The sequence below is a fragment of the Paenibacillus sinopodophylli genome (genome assembly GCF_005930355.1).
GTDB lineage: Bacteria > Bacillota > Bacilli > Paenibacillales > Paenibacillaceae > Pristimantibacillus > Pristimantibacillus sinopodophylli.
In genome coordinates, this window is record NZ_VDBO01000004.1 from 4509 (window position 1) to 29039 (window position 24531).

Here is a 24531-nt window from a genome sequence, read left to right on the forward strand (position 1 = left end):
TACCGCACTACCGCCTTGCGAATTAAAGGTTACTGTATACTTCGGTATCGCATTCCACTTCGCATATAAAGTGGTATCTGCCGTTACGGTACTGGTTGAGAAATTCCATGCTGTTGCATAACTTGCGTCTCTATACCAACCGGCGAACGTGTAGCCGCTTCGCGTCGGGGCTGTTGGAGCAGCTATCGTTAATCCAGTCTCTACATTAGCAATACTGGTTACCGCACTACCGCCTTGCGAATTAAAGGTTACTGTATACTTCGGTATCGCATTCCACTTCGCATATAAAGTGGTATTTGCGGTTACGGTACTGGTTGAGAAGTTCCACGCTGTTGCGTAGCCTGCGTCCCCATACCAGCCGGCGAACGTATAGCCACTTCGCGTCGGGGCTGTTGGAGCAGCTATCGTTGAACCTTCTACCACATCTATGAGGCTAGCTACAGCGCTCCCTCCTTGCGAATTAAAGGCAACTGTATATTTGAGTATCACATTCCACTTCGCATATAAAGTGGTATCTGCCGTTACGGTACTGGTCGAGAAGTTCCACGCTGTTGCGTAGCCTGCATCCCTATACCAGCCGGCGAACGTATAGCCGCTTCGCGTCGGAGCTGTTGGAGCAGCTATCGTTAATCCATCCTCTACATCAGCAATGCTGGCTACCGCGCTGCCGCCCTGCGAATTAAAAGTAACCGTATATTTCTCTTTCACTTGAAACGGAGCAGAACGCGCATAGCCTGCATTATTCGTTCCGTCATCAACACGAACAAACAAATACTGAGGACCCGCTGCACTTGGCACACTAACAGCTGCTCCGCTCACGAATGATGTCCAGCTTGCCTGCTCGCCCGTCCATGCAGGCTGTACGTCGGATGTTGACCATCTGTATCTCTGCGTTACTGGATGTCCTGAAGGTATGGGGGCGCCTATGATAACGAATGTATGCAAGCTTTCTCCAAACATCGAGCCATTAGGAGAAAAAGTAACTCCAGCGGATAATATATTTTGGAACGGTTGGCCACTCGTTATCGAATAATTTAATAGCGTTGAAGGTTCATATCCAAAAAGAGCAGTAATTGAGTTACTTCCGAATGCATTACTTTTAATTACTGTCGAATTCCCTTCAACAATTACACTTGTTAGCTGATTGTTTTGAAATGCAGAATTCCCAATAGTGACCATTCCGGATGGAATTTTAATATTTTTCAATAAATTGTTTGCGAATGTATCATCCCCAATGCTCGTTACATTGCTTGGAATCGTAATCGTTGTCAATTTATTGTTCCTGAATGCAGAGTGATCAATCGTGGTTAAACTTAACGGAAGAATCACACTTGTTAGTTGATTTGACTCAAAAGCGTTCTGACCAATACTGGTTACACCACTCGGAATCGTCAGGTTCGTTAGTTTATTATTGTAAAAGGCTGAATTACCAATGCTCGTTACAGTCGATGAGATGCTCACGCTCGTTAACTGATTTGACTCAAAAGCGTTCTGACCAATACTGGTTACACCACTCGGAATCGTCAAATTCGTTAATTGATTGTTTCCGAATGCTGAATTGCCAATGTTCGTAACGCTAGATGGTAGGACGATATTCGTTAGCAAGTTATTCTCAAACGCATTGCTTAATATTATACTTACGTTATTCGGAAGGCTAACGCTCGTCAATTGATTATTCTTAAAGCTGTAACTGCCAATTGAGCTCAAGCTGTTAGGTAATGTTAAAGAGGATAATAGGTTATCCTCGAATGCAGCCATACCCAAGCTGTTCAAACTTTCTGATATGTAGACACTACTTATGTTATTTCTTGCAAACGCATAGCTTCCTATAGTAGTTACACTATCTGGAATAATCAACGTGGTCAGATTGTTATCAGTAAATGTATTATTACCAATTTCGACAAGCGTGTTAGGCATGGTTACAGAAGTTAGTCCACGTTCTCTGAATGCGTCCACATCGATTCTAGTCACCGTATTCCCATCTAGAGAGCTAGGGATAACAATGACCTTACTCGATCCATTATAACTATTGATTGCCGCCTTTCCTCCGGAAAGTGCGGTGTACGTATAATCTCCGCTCACAGCCGCGACTGCTTCTTGGACAATGGCACCAGACCATAAACCTGTAAAAAGCGTAAGGCAGATAAACCATTTCCATATATTTGACTTTATTCTCTTCCCTGTCATGCAACACTCTCCCTTTCATTATCAGAAACTAAAATACACCTCATAGAGGTTCACTTCTACTATAAATCGTTTCTGTAAATAAGAAACCTACCCAAACAGGTAGGTTTTCGAAGTGCCTTGCAGTATCTCCTCAATTATACCTAACAGCCAATCTTGCTCGCCCGGTATATTCTCGCGCAGCCTTGCGGCAGCAACAGGCAACATCCATGCCTCTACCTCAGCTAATGAAATCCCCGATAGCGCGGTATATTTTTCGATGTAAGCCCGGTGCATCTCATACTGCACCGTTTTAATTCCTTCGCCTGCTATTTCAGATACAAAGGGCGAGCGCAGCATTAAGCTCGTTCTTGCAACATCACAGGAAGGCTGTCCATTAGTGGCAGTATTCCAGTCGATTACTACGGACGAAGTATCTGTCAGCATAATGTTGTCGGGGTGAAAATCGCCATGGCACAGCTGCCCGCCTTCCGGCAAAGCGTCGAGGTATGTGCAAACTCGCTCCATATTCCCCAGTAGAATCGTGGCGGATTCGCTTATCGCCTGCACCAGCACATCCTTCTGCCGTAGAAGACCTGCACCGCTGCAGCGATGAACTTCAATATGCAATTGGGCCATTTCTTCTGAGAATCCTACCGCCTTCTGCGGAGATGCTTGCATTAAGCTAAGCATAGAGGTCCCTGCTATTCTTTCATATAGTAGCCCAAGCATTCCATCAACCTCAATCATTTCAATCGGCCTGGGAGACGGTGCACCAGCATCATTAACCGCTTTTGCTAAACACCATTCATGCTTAATCCATTCCTTCTGAACCCAATCATAATAGCGTTTTAGAACCTGATCCTGTCCCCATGCATACACCTCGGCCGTCATTCCTTTGCCTATGAGTTCTCGCTTAACCATATTCGTTAATCCCCCTATAGATTGATTAATTGTCCTAACAGCCCTTAATAACGCAGGCGCTCTCCTATGTGCCATCAACTGCTGGGCTTGAATATGCTGAGAGCAGGAAGCACGACAAACCTGCTTTGAAGGAGGAGTCTACATGAACCTTATGAATCAAAATTATGAGCAGCTTATCTTCCTCCAAGACCGTTCTATCGGATTTAAAGCTATTATCGCCATTGACAGTACGAAGCTTGGACCTGCCCTCGGAGGCTGCCGCATGTGGCATTATGCGAGCGACGAGGCTGCAGTCCTGGATGCGCTTAGGCTTGCACAAGGCATGACTTATAAATCTGCCGTATCCGGCATTCCCTACGGAGGCGGCAAAGCAGTCATTCTCTCTCACCCCAATCAGGGACCTCGGCAGATGCTATTTCGGGCTTTAGGCCACAAAATCGATGAGCTGCAAGGCACTTATATTACAGGCATGGATCTAGGAACGACCGTTTCTGATATGGACTGGGTTAGCTTTGAAACCACCTTCGTTACGGATGTATCCGGCTCGCTCGGCGCAGTGAATGAGCTCACAGCCAAGATGACCGCTTATGGCGTATTTCTAGGCATACAAGCTTCTCTCAAGCGCGCGTATGGCAGCGAATCCATTCAACACAAAATTATCGCCGTCCAAGGACTCGGAAAAGTAGGCTTCCAGCTTTGCCGTTTTTTGAAACATGCCGGGGCTCATTTGGTTGTATCAGATATTAATCACGCTCGGCTGCGTAAAGCTGTTGAGGAATTTGGAGCAGATCCACGTAAATCTGGTGACATCCTCTCTACACCCTGCGATGTGTTCTCTCCATGCGCACTCGGCGGCATTCTGAATGACGTTACTATTCCTAAGCTGAACTGTACAATTGTTGCAGGCGCAGCCAACAACCAGCTCTTGGAAAGCCGACATGGCAAGCTCCTGCATGAGATGGATATTTTATATGCACCCGATTATGTGATTAATGCTGGAGGTATCATCGTAACCTCGGTTGAGCTTGAAGGCGGCAATGCCGCTGCAGCGCAACGACATGTTGAACGAATTGGCGATACCTTAACACATGTGTTCAACACATCAGACGCACAAGGCATATCTACAGCGGCAGCCGCGGATTGGATTGCTGAGCAGCTGCTTGGACTTTAATATTCGAAGCCATGCTAATCATCCTGTCATTGCGGCAGCCGCAAGCAGACCAGTGCTTCCATAGGCTGTCGCCGATGATTCCTACCATCTCTCGGCTTCCAGTCATTTTGTTTACATAATAATCCAAATAAAACAAAGGCTCAACCCCTAATGGAGTTGAGCCCCTGTTTTATTTGGATCAAATGAGCTTCTACTATTCGTCAATCATTACGCTTGAAGCGACTGTCTGACGATTTCCTCAAGCGAAGTGAGTGAGCCAATAAGCGCCTTCAAGTCATTGGAAGTTTGTGACGTTTCTCCATCCGCTACGCTCTGATTGATAGCAGCTACCATGATAGCAACGCCCTCAGGTAAGCCTGCCTGGAGAAGAAGTGCTTTCTGCTCGTCGAATGAGATTGGATTGTATACGACTGCCTTGCCCGATACCTTCGCAATAGCTGCTGCAAGCTCCTCGAAGCTCCAAGTTGTGTTCGCTGCTAAATTGTAAACTTGATTCTCATGTCCTTCTTCCGTTAATACAACCGCGCCTGCAAGCGCTAGATCATAGCGGTATGCCGAATGTACTCGTCCTGCTCCCGCATTCGCAACTAGTGCGCCATACTGAACTGCAGCACCTACGCTTTGCGGACTAACAAAAACATCCGTATATAGTGGGTTTCTTAGGAATGTAAACGGGATGCCTGTCGTGCGGATAATACCTTCTGTAAGGATATGAGTCGTTGCCAAAGATAGCTTAGAGGTCTCACCGAATGCATATCCGTAATAAGCTATTTGTCCAACCTGTGCATCCTTTGCTGCCTTGGCAACATTCGCATGCTGAAGAATACGAAGCGTTTCGTCATGAGCGTCCGGGCTGGGTACGAATAATAGCTTCGACGCACCAGCAAAAGCCTTCTCTAATGATTCACGATCATTATAATCGCCATAGCGCACCTCTACTCCCAGCTCTGCAAGGGAAGAAGCTTTCTCTACATTTCTTACAACAGCTATAATTTGGCCTGCAGGAACCGCGCGATCAAGCAAATGCTTGATTACGAGACCTCCGAGTTGTCCAGTAGCACCTGTGATAACAATAGACATGATTATATCATCCCTTCCTATATCGTTTAAAATACCAAGCTGAACACAAAAACGATGTACGGCTTGGCAATTGTTTGTTAGACTCTAAATATATTTGATACTACTAATAATAACAAGTACGCTTATTTTTCATATATAGTACTAAAAATCATACTATTGGAGGAATACTCACACATGGCGAAGTATGGAGAAGATTTCATGAAATGCCCTATGTTCACGGCGCAAAGCCTTATCGGAGGAAAATGGAAGGTTTTTCTTTTATGGGCGATGCATGACGGTCCCAAACGATTCAGCGAAATGCAGAGACTTCTGCCGGAGGTAACCCAATCGATGTTGACGAACACACTTCGCGATCTGGAGAAGGACGGATTGGTTCATCGTGAGGTTTACCGCCAAGTACCCCCTAAGGTTGAATATTCGCTCACTCCAATCGGTGACAAACTAATGCCGATTCTGAAGCTGCTGCTAGGCTGGGGTACGGAATACATGGAGCATATGGGAACGCTTGACCTCGACAATAGTGGTCTTGATCCTGCCCGCTGGGCTGCTATCAATAAAGGAATGCTTGAAATGAGCTAGCTTGCGCCGTGCAGGTTCCTTCTATTCTCCTCCTATCTATAAACAGAAAGAAAAGGCGGCCATGACCCCTGTAAATGCCGATACATCGAAAACAAGCCAATCATAATATACATGAACAGGTTTTTTTTGGAGTAGGAAGGACGCTGAGGCATCTATGGGCTGCTGTATCGGACAGGTCATTATTATAAAAAATGAAGGAACCATACTTTTTGGCAATGCCAAAGTATTGGAGACGAGCATAGAAGAGCAAGCTGAGGAAACGGCATCCGGGACTGACCAATCCGCAACAAGCGAGGAAAATATGGATACGGCTATTGTAACCGGGAAGCGGTCGAGAAAAAAGAAGACGCGCGGGCGCGGGAAGACGGCAGCAGCAGGCTTTATTCGCCATCAGAGGAGAAAGCCTTAGCACCAATAACATCCCGCAAGGTGAAACGGCCACTGCCGTCCTTTGGCGACGCGGCGCGTTTCATTCCAAGAAATATAGAGAAAGTATAACCTATTGATATACTTTCCTATACTTGAACAATTGATCGGGCTAAGCCAAATATTCCGAGATAATGATCTCTGTATCGAATGGTGAAATGCCGCCCTCTATCGCAAAAATGGTATCCGCCGCTTCTGCATGCTCAACGATTTCACCTCTTGCCTCGGCGTGAAGCAAGAACAGCTCGTGCAATTGAGGTTTGGCTAAATCGATAATGGCCTTCGCCATCTGTACCAATCCGATTTGATTGCTTTCAACATTGTTATAGTATTGCGGATGCTTCTTCAAGGCTAGATCAGCCCAAATGACCTTTCGCTCCTGCAAATCAATGACCATCGGAATTGCGATTCTCGTATCGGCTGTCACATCGATTTTGTTCATAACGGTCGAAGGCTCGTAGATTTCTCCGGTATTTGGATGCTGCCTGACCATCCAGCCCACATAGCATTCAGGTAAATTACAGTATGGCTGTTCCGTAAATGAATGTAGAGAGACAACCACATACCTTACTCCGCAGCAAATAACCGACGGCAGATCGATATCGATAAACTCGCTTGCACCATGCGGAGCTGAAGTAATGTCACCACTATGAACCGCATTGAACAGCTCCGAGTTCAGGTTCGTATAAGAGATATTCTCCACGTACTCCCACTTCTCATCGTACAAAACAGCTGATAGATCGATATCAACCCTGCCTGAATCCAGGCCATCTATTAAACCTTCCTTCCACCACGCGAAGAAACGAAGCGTATCTCCATCTGGCAAGTCTAGCCGGCTGCCTCTTACGAGCGTGCGGAGTGACTTGCTCGCTGATCTCTGTGAGAACGGCACCAAGTAATGTTTTAGCTGCTCTTCCAAATATACATTCCCAAGCGGCGGCAACTTTGAGAACCGTGCGATTAATGCATCCTTGCAGCATGCTTGAACAGCTTCACATACGCTCGGCGCAAGATCGGGAAGGTTATTCTCGACAGCGGCCAGCTTCGCAACATTGCCTTTTGGGAAAAACGTTCTGAGCTCACGCTTAGCTCTCCGATGTTTGAAATGGGACATCACCTGCAAGAGGACAGGTGTAGATACGGAAGAAGCAACATCTTGGAACAAACGAATAATGTCATTCGGATCTCCCGAAAGCCTGAGCAAATGATCAAGTTTCCTCGCAAACTCCCCCGGCCGGCTCTTCAACAGATTCGCTGCATACAAAGTATCCTTTTTCAGCAGAGCCGTTTCCAATCGTCCCGAAAAGGTTTGAAAGGGGCGATTGTTTCGCAGTATATCGAATGCTTCCTTACACTTGCCGAAGCGGGCTCTATATTCCGCTGGATGCAGAATTTCACCCAAACGAATCCATCTCTGCTTATAACGCAGCATATCTTCTGTCATACCGCTTCCGCATTGCTCCAGTAAACCAAGCAGCATACGTCTCTCTGCACGTTTAAACTTACGAAATCGCGTATGAACTGCGAGACTGACATCTCCTTCAGACCAAGCCACAGCTAAGCGAAGAACATCCGTTGCTGTTTTTATATATTTTCCAATTAGAGCGACATCTGCTCTTCCGTACTTCAGCAATGTAGCCGCAACGAAGCCCACATTTTCTTTCAATGGTATCTCATCCGGCAGTATTTCACTAAGTCTCAAGCTGTTTGCAATGACCCACTCTATAGCTACTCGATCTGCTGCAGAAATAGATACGTTAGCCTGCATAAGCTGCCTTATAGACTGCTCCCATTCCTTTTCGCTGCCCCTATCGATCACTTTCAAATCGACCTGATCGAGTAAAGGAAATCGCTCTATTGCTTCGTAAGCCGGCAATGCAAGCGTGATGTAATGTATGATTGCATTTATGTATAGCTCTGCTTCGCTCGCGAGCATAACCTGCCTAGGAAAGTTAGGATACATCGGCTTGTATACGACGTTCGCTCCGATCATCGCTTTCAAATTCGTGACAAGCTCATTATAAAAGGCTAGAAACTGATCGATGGACAGCGTTCGAAGAGTATCCATCAGTTTCGTTGAGAAGGTAAAGCCAAGATATTCTATATTTTTCATGGCTGTCGCCAAATAGATGTCAGGAAGAATATGGTCCCCGTGCTCTACAACTAGCTTATTATTCCTTCGCAAATAAATCGTATTCATCATAACAGTGCTCCAGACCGACTTCGCACTTATGGTCTGAATGCCTCCCTTCAGTTGCTTGTTAGATCAGGAAATTCGCATCTCTAATCAGTTTGGTGTCAGTTAGAAGGAAGAGATGCGATAGCCTGATTGTTCCATGCATAAGGAAAGCGGCGACCCTAATTCAATAACCTTTGATTTCATCGTAGAAGGAAGGCTCGCCATGGCCTTGTAGCATGTATGCGTGAAGCCTGCCAATTGGCTTGCTTACAAGAGCTATCATCCCATAACCATTTGCGTGCGAACATGGCGAAAGTATTACGACCTATTTAATTTCACCGAAATTTTGAAACTTCATCCATTATGCAGCTGGCACTCTGCTGATCTAGTCTATTACAAACAAAAAAGGAGCTCACTTGGCATCAGCACCAAACGAGCTCCTTCTATGAAACATAACTAACAGAATATTTGTTCACAGTCATCATCATTAGGGGAGTCACACAGTCATCGTGACACAGGTAATCAGTAGTTCTTTTTCCTGCCCAGCTTAGTATGGAATTACCGCGTATTATAAAGTTAGCTGTTAACTTTCTGTGCTTCCTTCGTGTAGCGGTTAGTCGGAATTGGCAATCCTAGGTTGCCGCGAAGCGTATCCGCTTCGTACTCCGTACGATAAATACCACGCTCCTGAAGAATTGGAACGACCAGTTCAACAAAGTCATTCAGACCACTTGGAAGGGAAGAATGAATAATGAATCCATCTGCTGCGCCCTCTTCATGCCATTGTTGAATAAGATCAGCTACTTTCTCCGGCGTACCGATGAATTGACCGCGCGGTGTAGTCGATTGCAAGGCAACCTGCCGAAGTGTCAAATTCTGCTCCTTGGCAGTTTGTTTGATTTTATCCGTTCCGCTGCGGAAGCTATTATGTCCGAGATCACCAAGCTCAGGAAAAGGCTCGTCGAGCGGATATTGGGAGAAATCATGATGCTCGAAGAAACGTCCCAAATAGTTCAGCGCATTTTCAATCGTAACAAGCCCCGCAAGCTCTTGATACTTCGCCTCAGCTTCTTCTTCCGTACGGCCGATAATCGGTCCAATGCCTGGGAGAATCACAATATCATCCACCGAACGTCCTTCTGCAACCGCCCGGTCCTTCACATCCTTATAGAACGCCTTTGCATCCTCGATGTTTTCATGACCAGTGAATACAGCATCCGCCGCTTTCCCCGCCAGCTTCTTGCCGCTCTCGGAGGACCCAGCTTGGAAAATAACCGGATGTCCTTGCTTGGAGCGAGCGATATTAAGCGGACCTTGCACAGCGAAATACTCGCCTTTATGGTTAAGCGTATGAAGCTTAGTAGGATCAAAGAAAACGCCCGATTCTTTATCTCTTACGAAAGCATCGTCCTCCCATGAATCCCATAACCCGCGCGTGACCTCCAAATATTCCTCGGCGATCTTATAGCGCTCATCATGCGTTGGGTGATCCGTTTTGCTGAAGTTGCTTGCTGAGCCTTCAAGCGGTGAAGTAACGACGTTCCAGCCGCCGCGGCCGCCGCTGATATGATCGAGCGAACCAAATTGCCGTGCGACCGTAAACGGCTCGCTGTAAGAGCTCGACAATGTACCGACTAAACCGATTTTGGACGTAACAGCAGCTAAAGCCGACAAGATCGTAAGCGGCTCGAAGCGGTTAAGGAAATGTGGAATCGATTTTTCGTTAATATAAAGACCATCTGCAATGAACACAAGATCGAACTTGCCCGCTTCGGCCGTTTGAGCTTGCTGGGTGTAAAACTTGAAGTTAACACTCGCATCAGCCGGAACCTCCGGATGCCTCCATGCAGATACGTTGCCACCTACACCATGAATCAATGCGCCGAACTTAATTTGTTTGCGATTCGCCATTATAAACTACCTCCCAGTTAAGTTAGCTTCATCTATCTAATCTGCTCTTGCGAGCACACACTATTGTGCCTGCAGCAACGACGTTTCCTTTAGCGTAAGGCGATAGCTCTTCACAAGCGTCTCACCATTCATGAGATCCTTATCGGTTGCACGATCAAAGCCAAGCCGCTCATAAAGCCTAACGGCGGAGTCCATCATATCCGAGGTATGGAGATGCAGCGTTTCGGCGCCCCATTCAAGCGCAAGCTTAGCACTTTCACGAATGAGTGCCGTTGCAACACCATAGCCTCGCGCATTCTGTGACACGGCGAGCAGCCGAATAATCGGAGATTGGATATTCAAATCTGGCAAGCCATAAGCAGCATCGGAAGAATCAAATAGGAATACGCTGCCGACCACCTCGCCGTTCAGCACAGCAACAAGCCGCGCCTTCGTGGCTGCGCCGTCAATAGCTGACAGAATGCTTTCTTTATAACGGCCCCATGCTTCCTCGTCCAGCACCTTCTCGTATTGCCCATATGCATCTAACAGCACTTCCCGAGTTGCATCGCGGTCTGTAAGCTCTGCATCCCTTATCACCACTGTATTTTCCGACATGCTCATCCACCAGCTTCCCACCAAAATAATAGTTAATCAAATAGAGCGGCTTGTGTTAACCGTCTCTGACTCTGCCTGCTTAATGCGGCGAATTTGACCCAAATGACCCTGCACGTGAGCAACGAATGCCGGTACGATAGCCGAGATCGCGACAGGCTCGCCTTTGAAATTAATGCCCGTTTTGCTCCATTCCTCGCTCGTAAGGCGATTAAACAACAAACTGTTATAGTTGACAAACCCGCGAGCCGCAATAAGAATATCCTTCGCGTCCCCCTCGTTTGCTTTCTGTCCAGCTACCCATGCATCCTGATTAAATAGAGGCAATCTCACTTCGGATCCCGACAATATTTCACGAATACGGAAGGATACAACTATGCTGTGATCGACAAGATGGGCAAGAACCTCAGTTACGCTCCAGGATTCAGGCGCAGCCTTCCATTTGAGCTGTTGCTCGGTTAATCCTTCTATTTCTTGCTCGATTTGATCATATGCCTGTACATACGCTTGAACATCGACAGTTGACTGGCTCATGTAAGCTCCTCCTTATGAATGGGGCCGAATGGCACCTCGTTATAGGTTGCTGAACCGGCTAAGCTCGAATACTCGCAGATCATAGCCCGTTTGCTTATTTTCTAATTTATTTGCTAATATCTCACCGACAACGCTGGCAAATTTAAAGCCGTGACCGGAAAACCCACCGGCAAGCAGTACATTCGTATGCTCCGGATGAGTATCGATAATGAAATCCTCATCAGGTGTAAATTCGTATTTGCATACAGAACCTTTCAGAAGCTTGCCTGCTGCATCAGGCACAAATGCCTCAAGCGCTCGGCGCAAGTCAGCTTCATCCTCCGAATAGCTGCCGAACGGCGCGATCGGTTCGCCAGGAAGCCATTCTACGCCTGTATCATGTCGACCAATCTTAATCCCTGCGCCGTCTATACTGGGGAAGCCGTAGTACCCGCCTAACGCTCCGCCCCAAGTGAAGCCGGGAAAATGGCCTGCGTCGAAAGCAGGGGAGCTGGTCTCAAACCATCCGACGACCTTGCGAACTGCACGGATCGGGAGTTTGACATGATTGGCAAGGGTGCTAAACCATGCACCGGCCGTAATAACAATTTGGGGAGCAGAGTATACAGCATCCTTCGTATACACGGTGACTCCGGCTGCATCAGCTTTAATATCAGTAACGAAAGTATCGACAAGCAGCCCCGCTCCAGCGGATAACGCCTGCTGTTTATGTGCGGCTATACATTTCTCGCTGTATAAGTAGCCAGCATTAGGCTCATACATTCCTAGGAATGTATCGGCCAGCTGTACGCCAGGAAATCGCCGATTAATCTCAGCCGCTTGCAGCAATTCAACCTGCACGCCGTTCCGAATAGCATCATCAAGCCTGTTCTCGTAGTTGTAAAAGCTTTTCTCCGCCATGTTCAGTACGCCTGACCGTTCCAGCAGCTTCTCGCCAGTGGCATTCTCCAGAGCAATCCACTTCTCGTCAGCCCGCAGCGCCATCTTCACATACGTGTCGCCGCCGTGGTAAGCATGCCGGATCAACCGGGACTCACCGTGGTGGCTTCCATTCTGATGCGGAGGATTGAAGGCATCAATGAGCAGTGTTCTCGCTCCACGCGCAGCCAGCTCATAGCCTGTGCTCATGCCCATGGAGCCCGCTCCCACTACAATGACGTCATATGATTTCGAGATGCTCTCGTCCTCCCGGCAAGCGCTCATCAGCCAGCTTGCGCAAAGCGTCTGAGGCAAGTGATGCAAAGAATGACGCGGCGATCGGCAATGCCTTCTCATCCAGATCAAAGGCTGGATGATGCCACTCTTGTGGACCGTCCGTACCCAAAAACACGAAAAGTCCAGCGGTTTCCTTCAAGTAAAAGGCGAAATCCTCGCCCGCGGGGGAAGGCTTAGGCTTCACCACAACAAGTCCCGCTGCTTCCGCTGTTACGGCGGCCTGATCCGCCCATATCTCGTCATTGACGACTGCCGGCGGTCCTTCTAGCCATTTCACATTCGCCTTCGTCGCGAAAGCAGATGCTACTCCATTCACTACCTGCTCGAAGCGCTCCCGCACGCTCAAGCGTACCTTCTCATCGAACGTACGCAGCGTACCGTCGAATACCGCTTTATCCGAAATAATGTTCCAAGCCGTTCCCGCATGCAGCCTTGTTACGCTGATGACCGCACTATCCAATGCGCTTACGCTTCGGCTTACGATAGATTGCAGTGCCGTAATGATATGAGCTGCCGTTACAATTGGGTCAATGCCAGCCTCTGGAACAGCAGCATGTGTACCCACACCCTCAACTTCAACGACGAAACCGTCTGCTGCAGCCATAAGCGGACCCTCTTTGATACCGATCGTACCGACGGGCAGATCAGGCTTGTTGTGCATGCCGAATACCGCTTCGACGCCTTCAAGCGCTCCGCTTGCGATAATCTGCCCCGCTCCCTTTGCCTTCTCCTCTGCCGGCTGGAACAAAAACCGTACCGTACCGCGCAGCTCCTGCTCACGCTCCTTGAGCAGAAACGCCGTTCCGAGGATCGAGGCCGTATGGAAATCATGTCCGCAGGCATGCATTTTACCAGAGACCTTGGATGCGAAAGATAGTCCCGTTTCCTCCTGAATCGGCAGCGCGTCAATATCGGCGCGTACAGCAACCACTGGGCCGCCGTTTAGACCTCCTACCTCCGCGATCACACCCGTCTTCAGCCCATAGTCCACAATCCGTATGCCTGCTTCAGTCAACCAGCCCTGAATGGCAGCCGTCGTCTGGAATTCCTCATGGGAGAGCTCCGGGTTTTCGTGAAGCTGCCTGCGGATCGCTACTAATTGCTGCTCGATTGCTTCTGCCGAGAAATCACTCATACCAATTCACCTTCGAATGCTTCCTTCAACAGCTCGAATGAACGAATTCTTTTGGCGAAATCGGGGATTATGGTCGTAAACACAAATTCGTCCACGCCGTATTGCTCTTGGATTTCAAGCAGACGCTTACGAACAGTCTCTTTGGTTCCTCGCGTAATATCCGCTTCCCGTTCTTCCGCTGTGAAGGTCTCGCCTGCTTGGCGAGCAAATTCCTTCGCCTGCTCTATAGTACCTACATTAACCGTTTTACCGCTCGCCAGCGTAACCCGAACGTTCTTGAAATGGCCTGCCAGTTCATTCGCTTCCTCATCCGAATCCGAAGCAATGACCGACAAAGCGAGAATCGTCTTCGGCTCCTTGCCGAGTGAACGGTTAAAGTTATTGCGATACGTCTCAATTGCATTGCGAGCCGTTTCTGGATCATTGTTGATAAATAACGCGAACGCATACGGATAACCTTTCTCCGCCGCAAGCTCCGCACTCGATACGCTCGTTCCAAGCAAATAAATGTCAGCAGGCTGAACGGGAATTGGACTTGCTTCCAAGCCCGCAAGCGGATGCTCCTCGCCAGTCTTCGCATGGAGCAAATGCTCCAGCTCCGTTAGCTTATCCGCCAAGGTCTCTGCTTCCGCGATACCCTTCTGCAAAGCTTTAGTCGACCGCGGCAAGCCGCCCGGCGCACGTCCAATGCCAAGCTCTACCCGTCCAGGCGCAAGTGATGCCAGTACGTTGAAGTTTTCCGCTACTTTATACGGACTGTAATGCTGCAGCATGACTCCGCCCGAGCCTATTCGGATCGTTTTCGTATGAGCAAGCAAATAAGCAATAAGCACCTCAGGCGAAGAACCCGCCATGCCTGGGGAATCATGATGCTCGGATACCCAGAATCGCTCGAAACCAAGCGTTTCTGCGAGTTTTGCAAGCTTGACGGTGTTTCCCAAAGCCTCAGCAGCCGTCTGACCAGGAAATACAATACTTTGATCCAGAATGCCGAATTTAAGTGACATATGAATTCGCTCCTCTATGAGTTAGATAGAATAAACACCCTCTGGCGTAATACGCTTCAAAAATTGCTTCGTTCGTTCTTCCTTCGGATAGTTGAATATTTCATTAGGCTTGCCTTCTTCCACGATTACCCCGCCGTCCATGAACACGACATGGTTCGCAACGTCTTGAGCAAAGCCCATCTCATGCGTGACGATAATCATCGTGATGCCTTCCTTCGCAATTTTACGAATAACGGCCAGCACCTCGCCGACAAGCTCGGGATCGAGTGCAGATGTGGGCTCATCGAACAAAATAACCTCTGGATTCAGTGCAAGCGCACGGGCAATCCCAACACGCTGCTGCTGTCCGCCTGACAGTTCGCTCGGATAAGCATTCAGCTTATTCCCAAGACCAACCTTCTCTAGAAGCTCCACGCTTTTTTTACGAGCATCTTCCTTAGGCAGCTTCTTGACAATAACAAGTCCTTCCATTACGTTCTCGAGAGCCGTCTTATGCTTGAATAGATTGTATTGCTGGAACACCATCGCACTCTTCTGACGGAGCGTATGAATGTCTTTCTTATCCGGACGTTTGCAATTGACAGTAAAATCATCAATCGTAATCTGGCCTTCATTCGGTTTCTCCAAGTAGTTGAGGCAGCGCAGCAGCGTTGTTTTCCCCGATCCGCTTGGTCCAAGTATGGCAACAACTTCGCCTTTTTCAACGGTAAGATCTATGCCTTTAAGCACCTCGTTGCGTCCAAAGCTCTTCTTGATCTGCGTCAGCTTAATCATGAGACACCGCCTCTGTTGTAAAGGTTAAAGCGCTTCTCTGCCAATGCGGTCAGGCGCTCGATAATGAAGGTCAAACCCCAGAAAATAATAGCTGCCGCCAAATACGCTTCGAAAAACTTCCAGTTCGTCGTAGCGACAATCTGCGCTTTCGCGTTGATTTCGACGACCGATACGGTGAAGGCAAGCGTCGATCCATGCAGCATTCCAATAATCATGTTCGACAGGTTGGGCAAACTCGCTGAGAAGGCTTGCGGCAAAATAATTCTACGCATAGCTTGCGAGGTCGTCATGCCGATCGAGTAAGCCGCTTCGATCTGCCCGCGGTTCACCGCCAGCAAGCCTGATCGTACTACCTCCGACATATACGCACCTGCGGTGATGGAGAATGAAATATAAGCGAACCCGATCATTGGAATGGAGATCGATCGAAACGATAATCCCAGTGCCTCGGAGATGCCGTCCACAATAATCGGAAGCCCGAAATAGATGAGCAGCAAATGCGTAAGCATCGGTGTTCCACGGATAAAGGTAACATAAGAGGCTGCTATAGGATACAGAACAGGTACCTTATATAGTCGAATAACGGCTACAGCAGTACCAATAATAAGTCCACACAAAACCGAAACGACTGTTATCGCAAGAGCCGTAGGAACAGCGGGCAATAGCTGCAGAAACGCAGTCCATATGAATGAAAAATCAAGCTTCATTTTCGGTTCCTCCTCTGCCAAAGCCCAGTTTTGCTGCAATCCTGAACGGTTTCTCTTTTCCTTTACGCAAGCGCGGTTCTTTATCCTCAGACGATAGGCGGCGTTCATGCCTCAGCAGCTTATTCTCGATCAAGTGGAACAACTTCTCAAGTCCGAAGCTAATTACGAAATAGATGATTGCTAGCGAAATGTAAGTCTCCACGAAATGCCTCGACATAACGGCGAGCGTCTGTGACTTCCCTGTTAGTTCCATAATACCTAGTGAGAAGGCAAGCGATGTATCCTTCAGGTTCGCGATGACCAGATTGGAGAATACCGGAATCGCTATCGCCATTGCCTGCGGAAGCACTATTCGCGTGAAAGCTTGGAACCCCGTCATACCAACTGAGTAAGCCGCCTCCACTTGACCTCTGTCAACCGCTCCTACAGCAGCACGAATCATTTCCGATAAGTAAGCTCCACTGTGCAGGGCATACGTAAGAATAACGAAATATAATGCCGGCAACTTCGCAACATCAACATTTACAAGCTTCAAAACTTCAGGCAACCCGTAATAAAACAAAAAAAGCTGAATCAATATCGGCGTTCCCCTGAAGAAGGAGAGATACACCTGCGAAATTCGTCTTAGAATCGGAATCTTATAAAGCTGGGGAAGGGCGACGATAAACCCGACGCCCAGCCCGATTACGATGGAACTCACTACGATAAGAAGAGTGACTTTCAATGTAGGAAGCAGCTTTACTAGATACTCGAACACATAACTGATATCAAATGGTTCTCCCATCCAGCACTCTCACCTTTCTTACGCAAGCTTATTTTTCTTCGGATGTAAAGTCTTCGCCAAGCCATTCTGAGCTAAGCTTACCAAGCGTACCGTCTGCCTTAAGCTCTTTAATCGCTACGTCAACTGCATCTGCCAGTTTCTGCTGGTCTGGATCATCTTTGCGGAACATGAACAGAATGTCTGCTTCACTAAGCGCTGGTCCTACTGCCTTCAGCTCCTGCTTCGTATCGATAAGAGATAGCGTGAAGTCCGCTGCAAGGAACGCATCAACACGGCCTGAGGTTACTTGAGAGACAGTATCGTTGGCTCCGCCATTTTGGTACACGATTTCAATCGCATTGTTGTTTTCTTTGTTGTAGTTCTCCAGAATTGTCGATTGTGCACTCGTTGCTGTCGTCAATACTTTTTTGCCTTTCAGGTCATCAAGCGATTGAACCGAATCATTGCCTTTCGCTACGATGATTTTGTTTCTCCAGTGTGCATAAGGCTCTGTATTAAACAGGTACTTCTCTTCACGCTCTGGATTCTTCTCCATTTCATGAGCAACCAAATCAATTTTTTTCGTTTCTAGGCTAAGCAGCAGGTTCGTGAATTCAAGCGTTTGAATATCGAATTCATACGCCGGAAGACGTTTGTCAATTTCTCTTACCAGCTCTACGTCAAAACCAGTCAGCTTTCCGCTTTCGTCAATGAAGGCTACCTGTGGGAACTGTGTACCCGTGCCTACGACGATTTTAGTTACTTCCTGCGCAGCATTTCCAGCTGCTGCTTCTGTATTTGCTCCTGCATTTTCTTTATTGCTGCCGCAGCCTGCAAGAGTTAGTGCCAGTATAATTGCGGTTGATAGAAAGAATGCTTTTTTCATTTTTTGTTTCCCCCAATAAGATAATTTTATTAAATCCTTATAATTCCTACCTGTTAAGTAAGGATTAACGTTGAATTCACTTTACCACCTGAATCCTACTTTCGTCAATCCTATTCCTTATAGAGATTCTCTATAAGTGAATTAACATGTCTGATTGGCCGATCAGGCAAATAAAAATCCGCTGCTTCAGAAGGAGCAGCGGATGAATAACCTTAATCAAACTAATTCAATCGGCTTTACTGACAATCTAACTTTAGCATGCTTGCTGCCTCTCGGATAATAGAGCTTTTCTATAAAGACATTCAATCTGCCAATAAGCTAAGCTTAGATCCTGCAGACAGCTCCTTGCCTATTTCGGTAATCGCATCTACGAATGCAAGATGTTCTCCATGATGAGAGATCAGATTGGTCTGCAAGGAAATACCTTCCGTTTCGGGCACGCGTATTTGATACAGCTTGCCGTCATGTATTTCCTGCTGGGCACATAAATCAGGCAGGAAGCCGATACCCGCCTTCTGAATAACCAGCTTTTTGGCCATTTCGGAATTGTCTGTCTGAATTTGAATATTGGGCGGCAAATCCAGGTGCTCGAATATACGGTGAATGCGCAGCCAATCCAAGGAGCCGCACTCAAAGAATACGAGCGGCTGTTCGGCTATTGCTTCGATCGTCAGCGTCTCCAGCGACAAGAACGGATGACCGTCATACGCGTACAGACGGATTGGATCCTCATAGAATTTGGTCGATTGCAGGCTTGGATGATTGACGTTGCGGACAAATCCGATATCAACCTCCTTGCCGAGCACTTTATTCATAATTCCATCTGTCGTACCGGTCACGATCTTATAATGCGTATTCGGAAAGCGCTGCTTCAATCGGGGTAATAGATCGGGAATGATGTAGTTAGAAACGGACACAGTACAGCCAATTCGGAATTCGTTCGGAAGCGACTTCTTCTGATTAATGTGCAGCTTACCCTTCTGGTATATAAGCAGCAGCTGCTGCGCGTAAGGAAGAAACCGTTTGCCATCCTCCGTTATTTGGATCTGTTTTCCCTGCCGATCAAACAGCTTGCAGTCAAGCTCTTGTTCAAGCGACTTGATCCGAGCGGTTACAGACGGCTGTGACAAATACAACGCATCAGCAGCTTTATTAAAGCTTCCACAATGAATGACGTAGACGAATGCCTCTATATTTTCAATGTTAATATCGTGCACCTCCACTTCTCTTTAAACCGACTAAACCAATAAGAATATATTAATTTAAAATAACAAATAATAGAGGCTGCTGTCAAATTGCAAAAATAGCTGGAGCATGAACAATATTCATGCTCCAGCTATAATGGGGTGACGATTGTGTTCGTGTTTACCTTCAATTGTTGTTGAGCGTTCCCGTTACCGCGGGAATTGGCCCCGGCCAATCTCAGGCGTATTTCCATCTCTCCTGAACCTTTGTACTAGTTTGCGCAGGTAAGGGAGTACCCAATAATCAAGGCCGAATTTGCCTGCGTTAGCTCCTGCCGCGAATACGATTACACCGATGAGAATGAGCCATGGATTAGTCGATACCGTTCCCGAGAACATGAACATAAAGTTCATTAGGAGCCCGAAGAATGCTGCGGTAGCTGTGAGGGCACCGACGATGAGTCCCAGTCCTACCAAACATTCACCAATGGGAATCATCACGTTGAAGATTTTGGCATTCGGCAATGCAAAATGCTCAAGAAACGCGGTAAATGTCGGATAAATGAGTTCGTTCGTGCTTTTATCTACTACAGGATTTGTAATGGCTCCTTTCAAGAAGCCGCTGGCGTCGAATCCTCCCAGCTTATGCCAGCCGGCGCTCAGCCACTGCCAGCCTAGATAGACACGCAACACCAGCATTAAACCTGCAGCATACTTGTTTTCACTTAGCCATTTGATAACCATAACGATCAGCTCCTTTTAATTGTCTAGACCGAAATCGTTTCAATCAGATCTTTCAGCTTACCTGCCGAGCGATGCAGCAGCACTTTCTCTTCCTCAGTAATCGGAATATCCAGCACTTGCCTTACGCCCTGCCGATCTACTACACAAGGGACGCCCATGTAAACATTAGATAGGCCGTGGTAGTTCTCCACCAGCGTAGATACGTTGAGCACTGCCGACTCATTGCGCAGAATAGCTGTCACAATGCGATCTAGAGCAAGTGCAATGGCGTAGTACGTGGCACCTTTTGCTTCAATGATTTCATAAGCCGCATCTCTTGTATGGGTAAATATATCCGTCTTCTCTTCCTCGCTCAGTGCGATGGAAGAGCCGGCTACGTTCGCCAGGCTCCACACCGGAAGCTCGGAATCTCCATGCTCCCCGATAATATGCGCATGGACACTGCGGGGATCAAGTTCCAGTTTCTCGCCGATTAGATAGCGGAACCGTGCGCTGTCGAGCAGCGTACCAGATCCAATAACACGGTTGGTCGGCCAGCCCGACTTCTGCCAGCAGAAGTAGCTCATAATATCAACCGGGTTCGTTGCGATAAGCAGAATACCATCATCGTTGTATTTCAATACTTCAGAAACGATACTTTCATAAATGGCAACATTGCGTTTCAGCAGGTTTAGCCGCGGCTCGCCAGGCTTCTGTGCCGCTCCCGCTGTAATAATGACGATATCCGCATCCTTGCAATCCTCATAAGTGCCTGCCCATACTTTCGTATGACCTAGGAACGGCATCCCGTGATTCATATCAAGCGCATCTCCGACCGCCTTGCCTGCATTCGCATCGATCAGCACCAGCTCATCCATCCGACTGCGCAGCAACAGCGTATATGCTGTCGTTGATCCAACTGCGCCTACTCCAATAACGACTACTTTTGTTTTTTTCATAGTTATTCCACCTCTTCAAATGGTTTATTAACGAAATAATACATGACACCCATGAGAACCGAGCCGCCGACCAAATTGCCGAGCGTGACTGGCACCAAATTATGAATCATGCCTCCTAGCGATATCGTTCCAGGGTGATGAAGAACGAGCGCTATGGCGAAGGTACAAAGATTAGCAATACTGTGCTCGTATCCCGAGATAAAGAAGCAGAAGACGAACAGCATCATGGCGAACAGTTTAGGACCGTCTCCGCGAAGAGACATCGGTACAAAAAACGCTAAGCATACAAGCCAGTTACAGAGCACTCCACGGAAGAACAATTCCAGTACCGGAGCGTGAAGCTTCTTCTCCACGACGCTGAGCAGAAACCCATTAACCGATGCATCCTTGAACAATCCAGTCGACCAGATAAGAAGTGCGAACGCGACTGCTCCCAAGAAATTACCTGCATAGCTGGTGCACCATAGCTTCAGTACACTTGACCATCGCATCTTGCCTCGAAGTGCCGTAAACGTGTAGTAAAACGTATTGCCTGTGAATAAATCTCCTCCGCCATATGAAATGAGGATAATCGCTGCGCCGAATGTAATGGCTGCCATCGGATAGGTTAACGGACTGTTCGCAACGTAGAAGAAGCTGCCTGTCTTGAACGCTACGATAACTCCGAACCCGATGAACATACTGGCCAGCATGGCTCGCAATATATATCTCAGCTTGCTCTGAAGATAGATGTTCTGCTTCTTCAAAGCGAGCTGTTCAACCCTTCTTAAAGGTATGTGTTCCATCGTTAAGCCCTCCTGTTAAGCCGTTGTTAGCTGAGTAAGTTTGACTCGCTTTCTATACCTTTATTTTAGGGGATTCCTCTCCGTTTGTATGTCGGGGAACTCCCTGAACTATTGCTCAGGGTTTAACCGCTGACGCTATGCTCGCGGTAGGGAGATTCCCCAGCCGTCCATCCAAAAGCCTCATCCCACATGAATACAGAAAAAAAACGCCGCCTATCCTGCAACTGTACAGGATAGGCGGCGCTCTCAATCCGACTAATGCGATTATCTATTATTCCACGATCATTTTAATTTCTTCATACTGCTCGTCAAATGAAATTCGGAGTGACTTATTCTCCAAATACCATAGGTTGTCTTGTTCCATATAATACGTAATGCCGTCTACAACGGTTTGAAGTCCGATCTGTATGGGCTCATCCTTCGTCACGCCTAGCGACAACCCCGGATGAACACTGCCGCATCCACCTAGTCTGACGTAAATGCGAATCGCCTCACCGTCGACAAGTCCCATCGCTTGTTTATAGAAGCCGCCAGCAGCATCCTCTACGTGTAATTTCATCGCGGTCATCTCCTTCCACTGCTTACTCTATTCCATCATTACGAATAAGCAGAGCGGTGTCAACCTTTTGCTTAGGATGCCTGTTCTATCATGCTGCTTCATGCAAAAGAATAACCTTTTCGAATGACAGTGACTAATGCTCTTTGCTATTCTTAGCGGCAGCGGTACCGTGAAGGAATACGCGAACCGCCTTCCGATAAATCGCAAGCGTCGATTCGTGGATCGGGGTACGTTTCGATATTTCACCGATTCCGATGAAGAGCCCCTCCAATATAAAGCCTAACGTGCGTGCATCATCCGGGCTTAGCTCACCAGAGTCCATCGCTTGCTGCAAAATTCGCTCATTGAATTGCAGATGGTCGGCGTAATAACGTTTAACTTCCTGTTGAACATCGCTTCGTCCCCACTCGCTGGATATGAATTCATCCGTCGCTTTTGTAAGTGGATGATTCAAGTCGTTTGCGACGAGATGCTCAGCATAACCGTTAAGCTTCTCTTCGAATGTATGATAATTTTGCTCCTGCGCCAGCCACTGACTCTCCCACTCGCTTCCCCATTCTTCCATTAGATAGATAAATATGCCTTCCTTGCTCTGGAAGTGGTAATAGATATTCCCTTTACTGCTTCCTGTAGCGGTCACGATATCCTCTATGGAGGTAGCTTTATAACCTTTTTGCGAGAACAAAGCTCTTGCAGCCTCGGCTACCCTTTTTTTAGTCTGCTCACTTTGCAGCTGCTTCTTGTTCATTCGGCATCTCCTCCTTCCATTAGCTATTTATAGGCAGCACACGCTCCCTTAACCCTTGCCTTTTATAATAAATAACAATTGTAATCAGCACAATGCATTCGGACAGCGGAACAGACAGCCACACACCGTTCACCCCTAGAAATCTTGGAAGAAAAATGATGAAAATCAGCATCAGAATCATTTCCCTTGCTGCCGTTATCCATACGGCCATCCTCACATTACCGACAGATTGGAAGTAAGTCATCATGACAAAATTGATGCCCATAAACAAGTACGCCATTACGAATATACGCATACCATTCTCCGCGTGGTGGATCACGCTCTCGCTGAAATTTCCGAAAAGACCAATGATCGGCATCGCTGCCAGTTGCATGATGATAAGCAGCAGCGCACCCGCTCCGAGTGCTGTCATTATTGCAATACGAAGCGTACGACGCTTCCGCTCCTCTTGTCGCCCGCCATGATAATAGCTGATGAGCGGTTGGATCGCCGAGCCCATCCCGAGAAAGGTCAACAATACTGTACTGTGCACGTAATTCAATAGTGCGAATGCAGAAACGCCGTCAGTGCCGACAATGGATTCCAGCGTCCGATTATGCGATATCGTAAACACAGACAGACCAACCTCAGAGAGGAAGCTTGGAAAGCCAATGACGATAATGGCAACTACTAGTTTTTTGTTCCATTTGAAGCGAATGAACTTCAAATGATTCGATTTCTTGAAGAAATGCGACAGCAGCACGAGCAGGCCAAGAGAGGCCGCTATAATCGTTCCGAACGCGACGCCTGCTACACCTAAGTCAAGAACATACAGAACAATAAAATTGATAATGACATTGGACGCAGCGAATGTCATTTGCGCCATCATCGACAGATTCGGATTCCCGTCATTACGAACAAAAACGCTTAATGCATTTTCAATCGTGAATACAAATCCAAACAGCAGCATGACGTTTAAGTAGGTTGATGCGTAAGGATACGTATCGGCATTTGCACCTAGCGCATAAACTAACGTCTCACGAAATATAAAGGCTGTAATACCAATCGCAAGTGTTGCGATAAATATTATGGAGAGTGAATAAGAAAAGGCCGTTCTTGCTTGCTGGGCATTTTTAGCGCCCATATTTTGTGAATACAAGGTTGCGCCTCCAAGGCCAACCCAGAGAGACATGGCAACAAACAGTGTATAGACAGGGCTTGCAATGCCAATACCGGCAAGTGCTGTAGAGCCCAGCTTATTTCCAACCATGATACCGTCAATCGTAATATTAAGCGCTACTAATAGCATGCCAAGCATAGAAGGAATCAAATACTTTAGAAAAGACCGACCGACGGACTGGTAATCCAAGGGATTACGTGTTTGCTGATTATTCATAGGTGTTCTCCTGCTCTGATTAAGATAATTATACTGAACGTTCGTTCTGTATAATAACATAGCTTTAGCTAGGATTCAACTTTCAATAATCCAGTTAGCGCTTCATCCGTATTTAATAGCCAAAAAAGAACTGCAAGCATATCCATATGC

The 24531-nt window shown here is 47.3% G+C and carries 25 protein-coding genes; 3 read left to right on the top strand and 22 right to left on the bottom strand.

Annotated elements, in window-relative coordinates:
- Positions 1 to 2187: leucine-rich repeat protein (locus tag FGT79_RS17225; protein ID WP_138754073.1), on the bottom strand; the 2187-nt coding region annotated here is incomplete at its 3' end.
- 87 nt (positions 2188 to 2274) lie between these two features.
- The gene (locus FGT79_RS17230) at positions 2275 to 3087 is read right to left on the bottom strand and encodes a phosphotransferase family protein (protein WP_171056297.1); all 813 of its coding nucleotides are present in this window, start codon (positions 3085 to 3087) and stop codon (positions 2275 to 2277) included.
- A 142-nt stretch (positions 3088 to 3229) separates the two neighbouring features.
- Between FGT79_RS17230 and FGT79_RS17235 the strand changes: the two genes are divergently transcribed.
- Positions 3230 to 4258: a Leu/Phe/Val dehydrogenase gene (locus FGT79_RS17235; protein WP_138754075.1), complete on the top strand. Its 1029-nt coding sequence runs from the start codon at positions 3230 to 3232 to the stop codon at positions 4256 to 4258.
- On the opposite strand, the gene FGT79_RS17240 is transcribed toward FGT79_RS17235, so the two are convergent.
- Both FGT79_RS17240 and FGT79_RS17245 read right to left on the bottom strand, forming a co-directional pair.
- Positions 4209 to 4394, bottom strand: coding sequence for a hypothetical protein (locus tag FGT79_RS17240; RefSeq protein WP_138754076.1), 186 nt, complete (start codon positions 4392 to 4394; stop codon positions 4209 to 4211). The two genes, FGT79_RS17235 and FGT79_RS17240, sit on opposite strands and share 50 nt — an antisense overlap.
- Positions 4395 to 4465: 71 nt before the next feature.
- A complete protein-coding gene (locus tag FGT79_RS17245; protein WP_138754077.1) occupies positions 4466 to 5338 on the bottom strand; it encodes an SDR family oxidoreductase in 873 nt (290 codons plus the stop codon).
- A 174-nt stretch (positions 5339 to 5512) separates the two neighbouring features.
- On the opposite strand from FGT79_RS17245, the gene FGT79_RS17250 reads away from it, so the two are divergent.
- Complete coding sequence (locus FGT79_RS17250; RefSeq protein WP_138754078.1) at positions 5513 to 5917, top strand: winged helix-turn-helix transcriptional regulator; 405 nt, start codon at positions 5513 to 5515, stop codon at positions 5915 to 5917.
- A gap of 154 nt (positions 5918 to 6071) precedes the next feature.
- Positions 6072 to 6326 carry a hypothetical protein gene (locus FGT79_RS17255; protein WP_138754079.1) on the top strand — a complete coding sequence of 85 codons (255 nt, stop codon included), beginning with the start codon at positions 6072 to 6074 and terminating at the stop codon, positions 6324 to 6326.
- 129 nt (positions 6327 to 6455) lie between these two features.
- On the opposite strand, the gene FGT79_RS17260 is transcribed toward FGT79_RS17255, so the two are convergent.
- The 18 genes from FGT79_RS17260 to FGT79_RS17345 all read right to left on the bottom strand — a co-directional run bounded on the left by FGT79_RS17260 (position 6456) and on the right by FGT79_RS17345 (position 24381).
- Positions 6456 to 8546: a TerD family protein gene (locus FGT79_RS17260; RefSeq protein WP_138754080.1), complete on the bottom strand. Its 2091-nt coding sequence runs from the start codon at positions 8544 to 8546 to the stop codon at positions 6456 to 6458.
- Between the two features lie 552 nt (positions 8547 to 9098).
- Entirely contained in the window at positions 9099 to 10433 is a 1335-nt protein-coding gene (locus FGT79_RS17265) for an LLM class flavin-dependent oxidoreductase (RefSeq protein ID WP_138754081.1), read from the bottom strand.
- Between the two features lie 60 nt (positions 10434 to 10493).
- The gene (locus FGT79_RS17270) at positions 10494 to 11036 is read right to left on the bottom strand and encodes a GNAT family N-acetyltransferase (protein ID WP_138754082.1); all 543 of its coding nucleotides are present in this window, start codon (positions 11034 to 11036) and stop codon (positions 10494 to 10496) included.
- A 30-nt stretch (positions 11037 to 11066) separates the two neighbouring features.
- Positions 11067 to 11561: a DinB family protein gene (locus FGT79_RS17275; protein WP_138754083.1), complete on the bottom strand. Its 495-nt coding sequence runs from the start codon at positions 11559 to 11561 to the stop codon at positions 11067 to 11069.
- A gap of 39 nt (positions 11562 to 11600) precedes the next feature.
- The gene (gene solA / locus FGT79_RS17280; protein WP_138754084.1) at positions 11601 to 12764 is read right to left on the bottom strand and encodes an N-methyl-L-tryptophan oxidase; all 1164 of its coding nucleotides are present in this window, start codon (positions 12762 to 12764) and stop codon (positions 11601 to 11603) included.
- Positions 12721 to 13911 (bottom strand): amidohydrolase, encoded by a 1191-nt coding sequence (locus tag FGT79_RS17285; RefSeq protein WP_138754085.1) that lies wholly within the window; start codon positions 13909 to 13911, stop codon positions 12721 to 12723. Before FGT79_RS17285 ends, solA begins: the two co-directional genes overlap by 44 nt.
- Positions 13908 to 14918, bottom strand: a complete 1011-nt coding sequence (locus FGT79_RS17290; RefSeq protein ID WP_138754086.1) for an LLM class flavin-dependent oxidoreductase — start codon at positions 14916 to 14918, stop codon at positions 13908 to 13910. Before FGT79_RS17290 ends, FGT79_RS17285 begins: the two co-directional genes overlap by 4 nt.
- A 21-nt stretch (positions 14919 to 14939) precedes the next feature.
- Positions 14940 to 15692, bottom strand: a complete 753-nt coding sequence (locus FGT79_RS17295; protein WP_138754087.1) for an amino acid ABC transporter ATP-binding protein — start codon at positions 15690 to 15692, stop codon at positions 14940 to 14942.
- Positions 15689 to 16399 carry an amino acid ABC transporter permease gene (locus FGT79_RS17300; protein WP_138754088.1) on the bottom strand — a complete coding sequence of 237 codons (711 nt, stop codon included), beginning with the start codon at positions 16397 to 16399 and terminating at the stop codon, positions 15689 to 15691. The genes FGT79_RS17295 and FGT79_RS17300 overlap by 4 nt, the downstream gene beginning before the upstream one ends.
- Positions 16389 to 17183, bottom strand: a complete 795-nt coding sequence (locus FGT79_RS17305) for an amino acid ABC transporter permease (protein WP_138754089.1) — start codon at positions 17181 to 17183, stop codon at positions 16389 to 16391. Before FGT79_RS17305 ends, FGT79_RS17300 begins: the two co-directional genes overlap by 11 nt.
- 28 nt (positions 17184 to 17211) lie before the next feature.
- A complete protein-coding gene (locus FGT79_RS17310; RefSeq protein WP_138754090.1) occupies positions 17212 to 18048 on the bottom strand; it encodes a transporter substrate-binding domain-containing protein in 837 nt (278 codons plus the stop codon).
- 302 nt (positions 18049 to 18350) lie between these two features.
- Positions 18351 to 19256 (bottom strand): LysR family transcriptional regulator, encoded by a 906-nt coding sequence (locus FGT79_RS17315; protein ID WP_138754414.1) that lies wholly within the window; start codon positions 19254 to 19256, stop codon positions 18351 to 18353.
- Between the two features lie 186 nt (positions 19257 to 19442).
- Positions 19443 to 19976, bottom strand: coding sequence for a DoxX family protein (locus FGT79_RS17320; RefSeq protein ID WP_138754091.1), 534 nt, complete (start codon positions 19974 to 19976; stop codon positions 19443 to 19445).
- Between the two features lie 23 nt (positions 19977 to 19999).
- Positions 20000 to 20914: an L-lactate dehydrogenase gene (locus FGT79_RS17325; protein ID WP_138754092.1), complete on the bottom strand. Its 915-nt coding sequence runs from the start codon at positions 20912 to 20914 to the stop codon at positions 20000 to 20002.
- Positions 20915 to 20916: 2 nt separating this feature from the next.
- Complete coding sequence (locus FGT79_RS17330; RefSeq protein ID WP_138754093.1) at positions 20917 to 21699, bottom strand: formate/nitrite transporter family protein; 783 nt, start codon at positions 21697 to 21699, stop codon at positions 20917 to 20919.
- 271 nt (positions 21700 to 21970) lie between these two features.
- A complete protein-coding gene (locus FGT79_RS17335; protein WP_138754094.1) occupies positions 21971 to 22258 on the bottom strand; it encodes a HesB/YadR/YfhF family protein in 288 nt (95 codons plus the stop codon).
- A gap of 133 nt (positions 22259 to 22391) precedes the next feature.
- Entirely contained in the window at positions 22392 to 23006 is a 615-nt protein-coding gene (locus FGT79_RS17340; RefSeq protein WP_138754095.1) for a TetR/AcrR family transcriptional regulator, read from the bottom strand.
- Positions 23007 to 23025: 19 nt separating this feature from the next.
- Positions 23026 to 24381, bottom strand: a complete 1356-nt coding sequence (locus FGT79_RS17345) for an MATE family efflux transporter (RefSeq protein WP_138754096.1) — start codon at positions 24379 to 24381, stop codon at positions 23026 to 23028.
- Positions 24382 to 24531: the final 150 nt, after the last annotated feature.

Excerpts from the sequence above, each read along its gene's own strand:
- FGT79_RS17230 (WP_171056297.1), bottom strand. The coding sequence starts at position 3,087 with ATGGTTAAGCGAGAACTCATAGGCAAAGGAATGACGGCCGAGGTGTAT.
- FGT79_RS17235 (WP_138754075.1), top strand. The coding sequence starts at position 3,230 with ATGAACCTTATGAATCAAAATTATGAGCAGCTTATCTTCCTCCAAGAC.
- FGT79_RS17245 (WP_138754077.1), bottom strand. The coding sequence starts at position 5,338 with ATGTCTATTGTTATCACAGGTGCTACTGGACAACTCGGAGGTCTCGTA.
- FGT79_RS17250 (WP_138754078.1), top strand. The coding sequence starts at position 5,513 with ATGGCGAAGTATGGAGAAGATTTCATGAAATGCCCTATGTTCACGGCG.
- FGT79_RS17255 (WP_138754079.1), top strand. The coding sequence starts at position 6,072 with ATGGGCTGCTGTATCGGACAGGTCATTATTATAAAAAATGAAGGAACC.
- FGT79_RS17260 (WP_138754080.1), bottom strand. The coding sequence starts at position 8,546 with ATGATGAATACGATTTATTTGCGAAGGAATAATAAGCTAGTTGTAGAG.
- FGT79_RS17265 (WP_138754081.1), bottom strand. The coding sequence starts at position 10,433 with ATGGCGAATCGCAAACAAATTAAGTTCGGCGCATTGATTCATGGTGTA.
- FGT79_RS17270 (WP_138754082.1), bottom strand. The coding sequence starts at position 11,036 with ATGAGCATGTCGGAAAATACAGTGGTGATAAGGGATGCAGAGCTTACA.
- FGT79_RS17275 (WP_138754083.1), bottom strand. The coding sequence starts at position 11,561 with ATGAGCCAGTCAACTGTCGATGTTCAAGCGTATGTACAGGCATATGAT.
- solA (WP_138754084.1), bottom strand. The coding sequence starts at position 12,764 with ATGAGCGCTTGCCGGGAGGACGAGAGCATCTCGAAATCATATGACGTC.
- FGT79_RS17285 (WP_138754085.1), bottom strand. The coding sequence starts at position 13,911 with ATGAGTGATTTCTCGGCAGAAGCAATCGAGCAGCAATTAGTAGCGATC.
- FGT79_RS17290 (WP_138754086.1), bottom strand. The coding sequence starts at position 14,918 with ATGTCACTTAAATTCGGCATTCTGGATCAAAGTATTGTATTTCCTGGT.
- FGT79_RS17295 (WP_138754087.1), bottom strand. The coding sequence starts at position 15,692 with ATGATTAAGCTGACGCAGATCAAGAAGAGCTTTGGACGCAACGAGGTG.
- FGT79_RS17300 (WP_138754088.1), bottom strand. The coding sequence starts at position 16,399 with ATGAAGCTTGATTTTTCATTCATATGGACTGCGTTTCTGCAGCTATTG.
- FGT79_RS17305 (WP_138754089.1), bottom strand. The coding sequence starts at position 17,183 with ATGGGAGAACCATTTGATATCAGTTATGTGTTCGAGTATCTAGTAAAG.
- FGT79_RS17310 (WP_138754090.1), bottom strand. The coding sequence starts at position 18,048 with ATGAAAAAAGCATTCTTTCTATCAACCGCAATTATACTGGCACTAACT.
- FGT79_RS17320 (WP_138754091.1), bottom strand. The coding sequence starts at position 19,976 with ATGGTTATCAAATGGCTAAGTGAAAACAAGTATGCTGCAGGTTTAATG.
- FGT79_RS17325 (WP_138754092.1), bottom strand. The coding sequence starts at position 20,914 with ATGAAAAAAACAAAAGTAGTCGTTATTGGAGTAGGCGCAGTTGGATCA.
- FGT79_RS17330 (WP_138754093.1), bottom strand. The coding sequence starts at position 21,699 with ATGGAACACATACCTTTAAGAAGGGTTGAACAGCTCGCTTTGAAGAAG.
- FGT79_RS17335 (WP_138754094.1), bottom strand. The coding sequence starts at position 22,258 with ATGAAATTACACGTAGAGGATGCTGCTGGCGGCTTCTATAAACAAGCG.
- FGT79_RS17340 (WP_138754095.1), bottom strand. The coding sequence starts at position 23,006 with ATGAACAAGAAGCAGCTGCAAAGTGAGCAGACTAAAAAAAGGGTAGCC.
- FGT79_RS17345 (WP_138754096.1), bottom strand. The coding sequence starts at position 24,381 with ATGAATAATCAGCAAACACGTAATCCCTTGGATTACCAGTCCGTCGGT.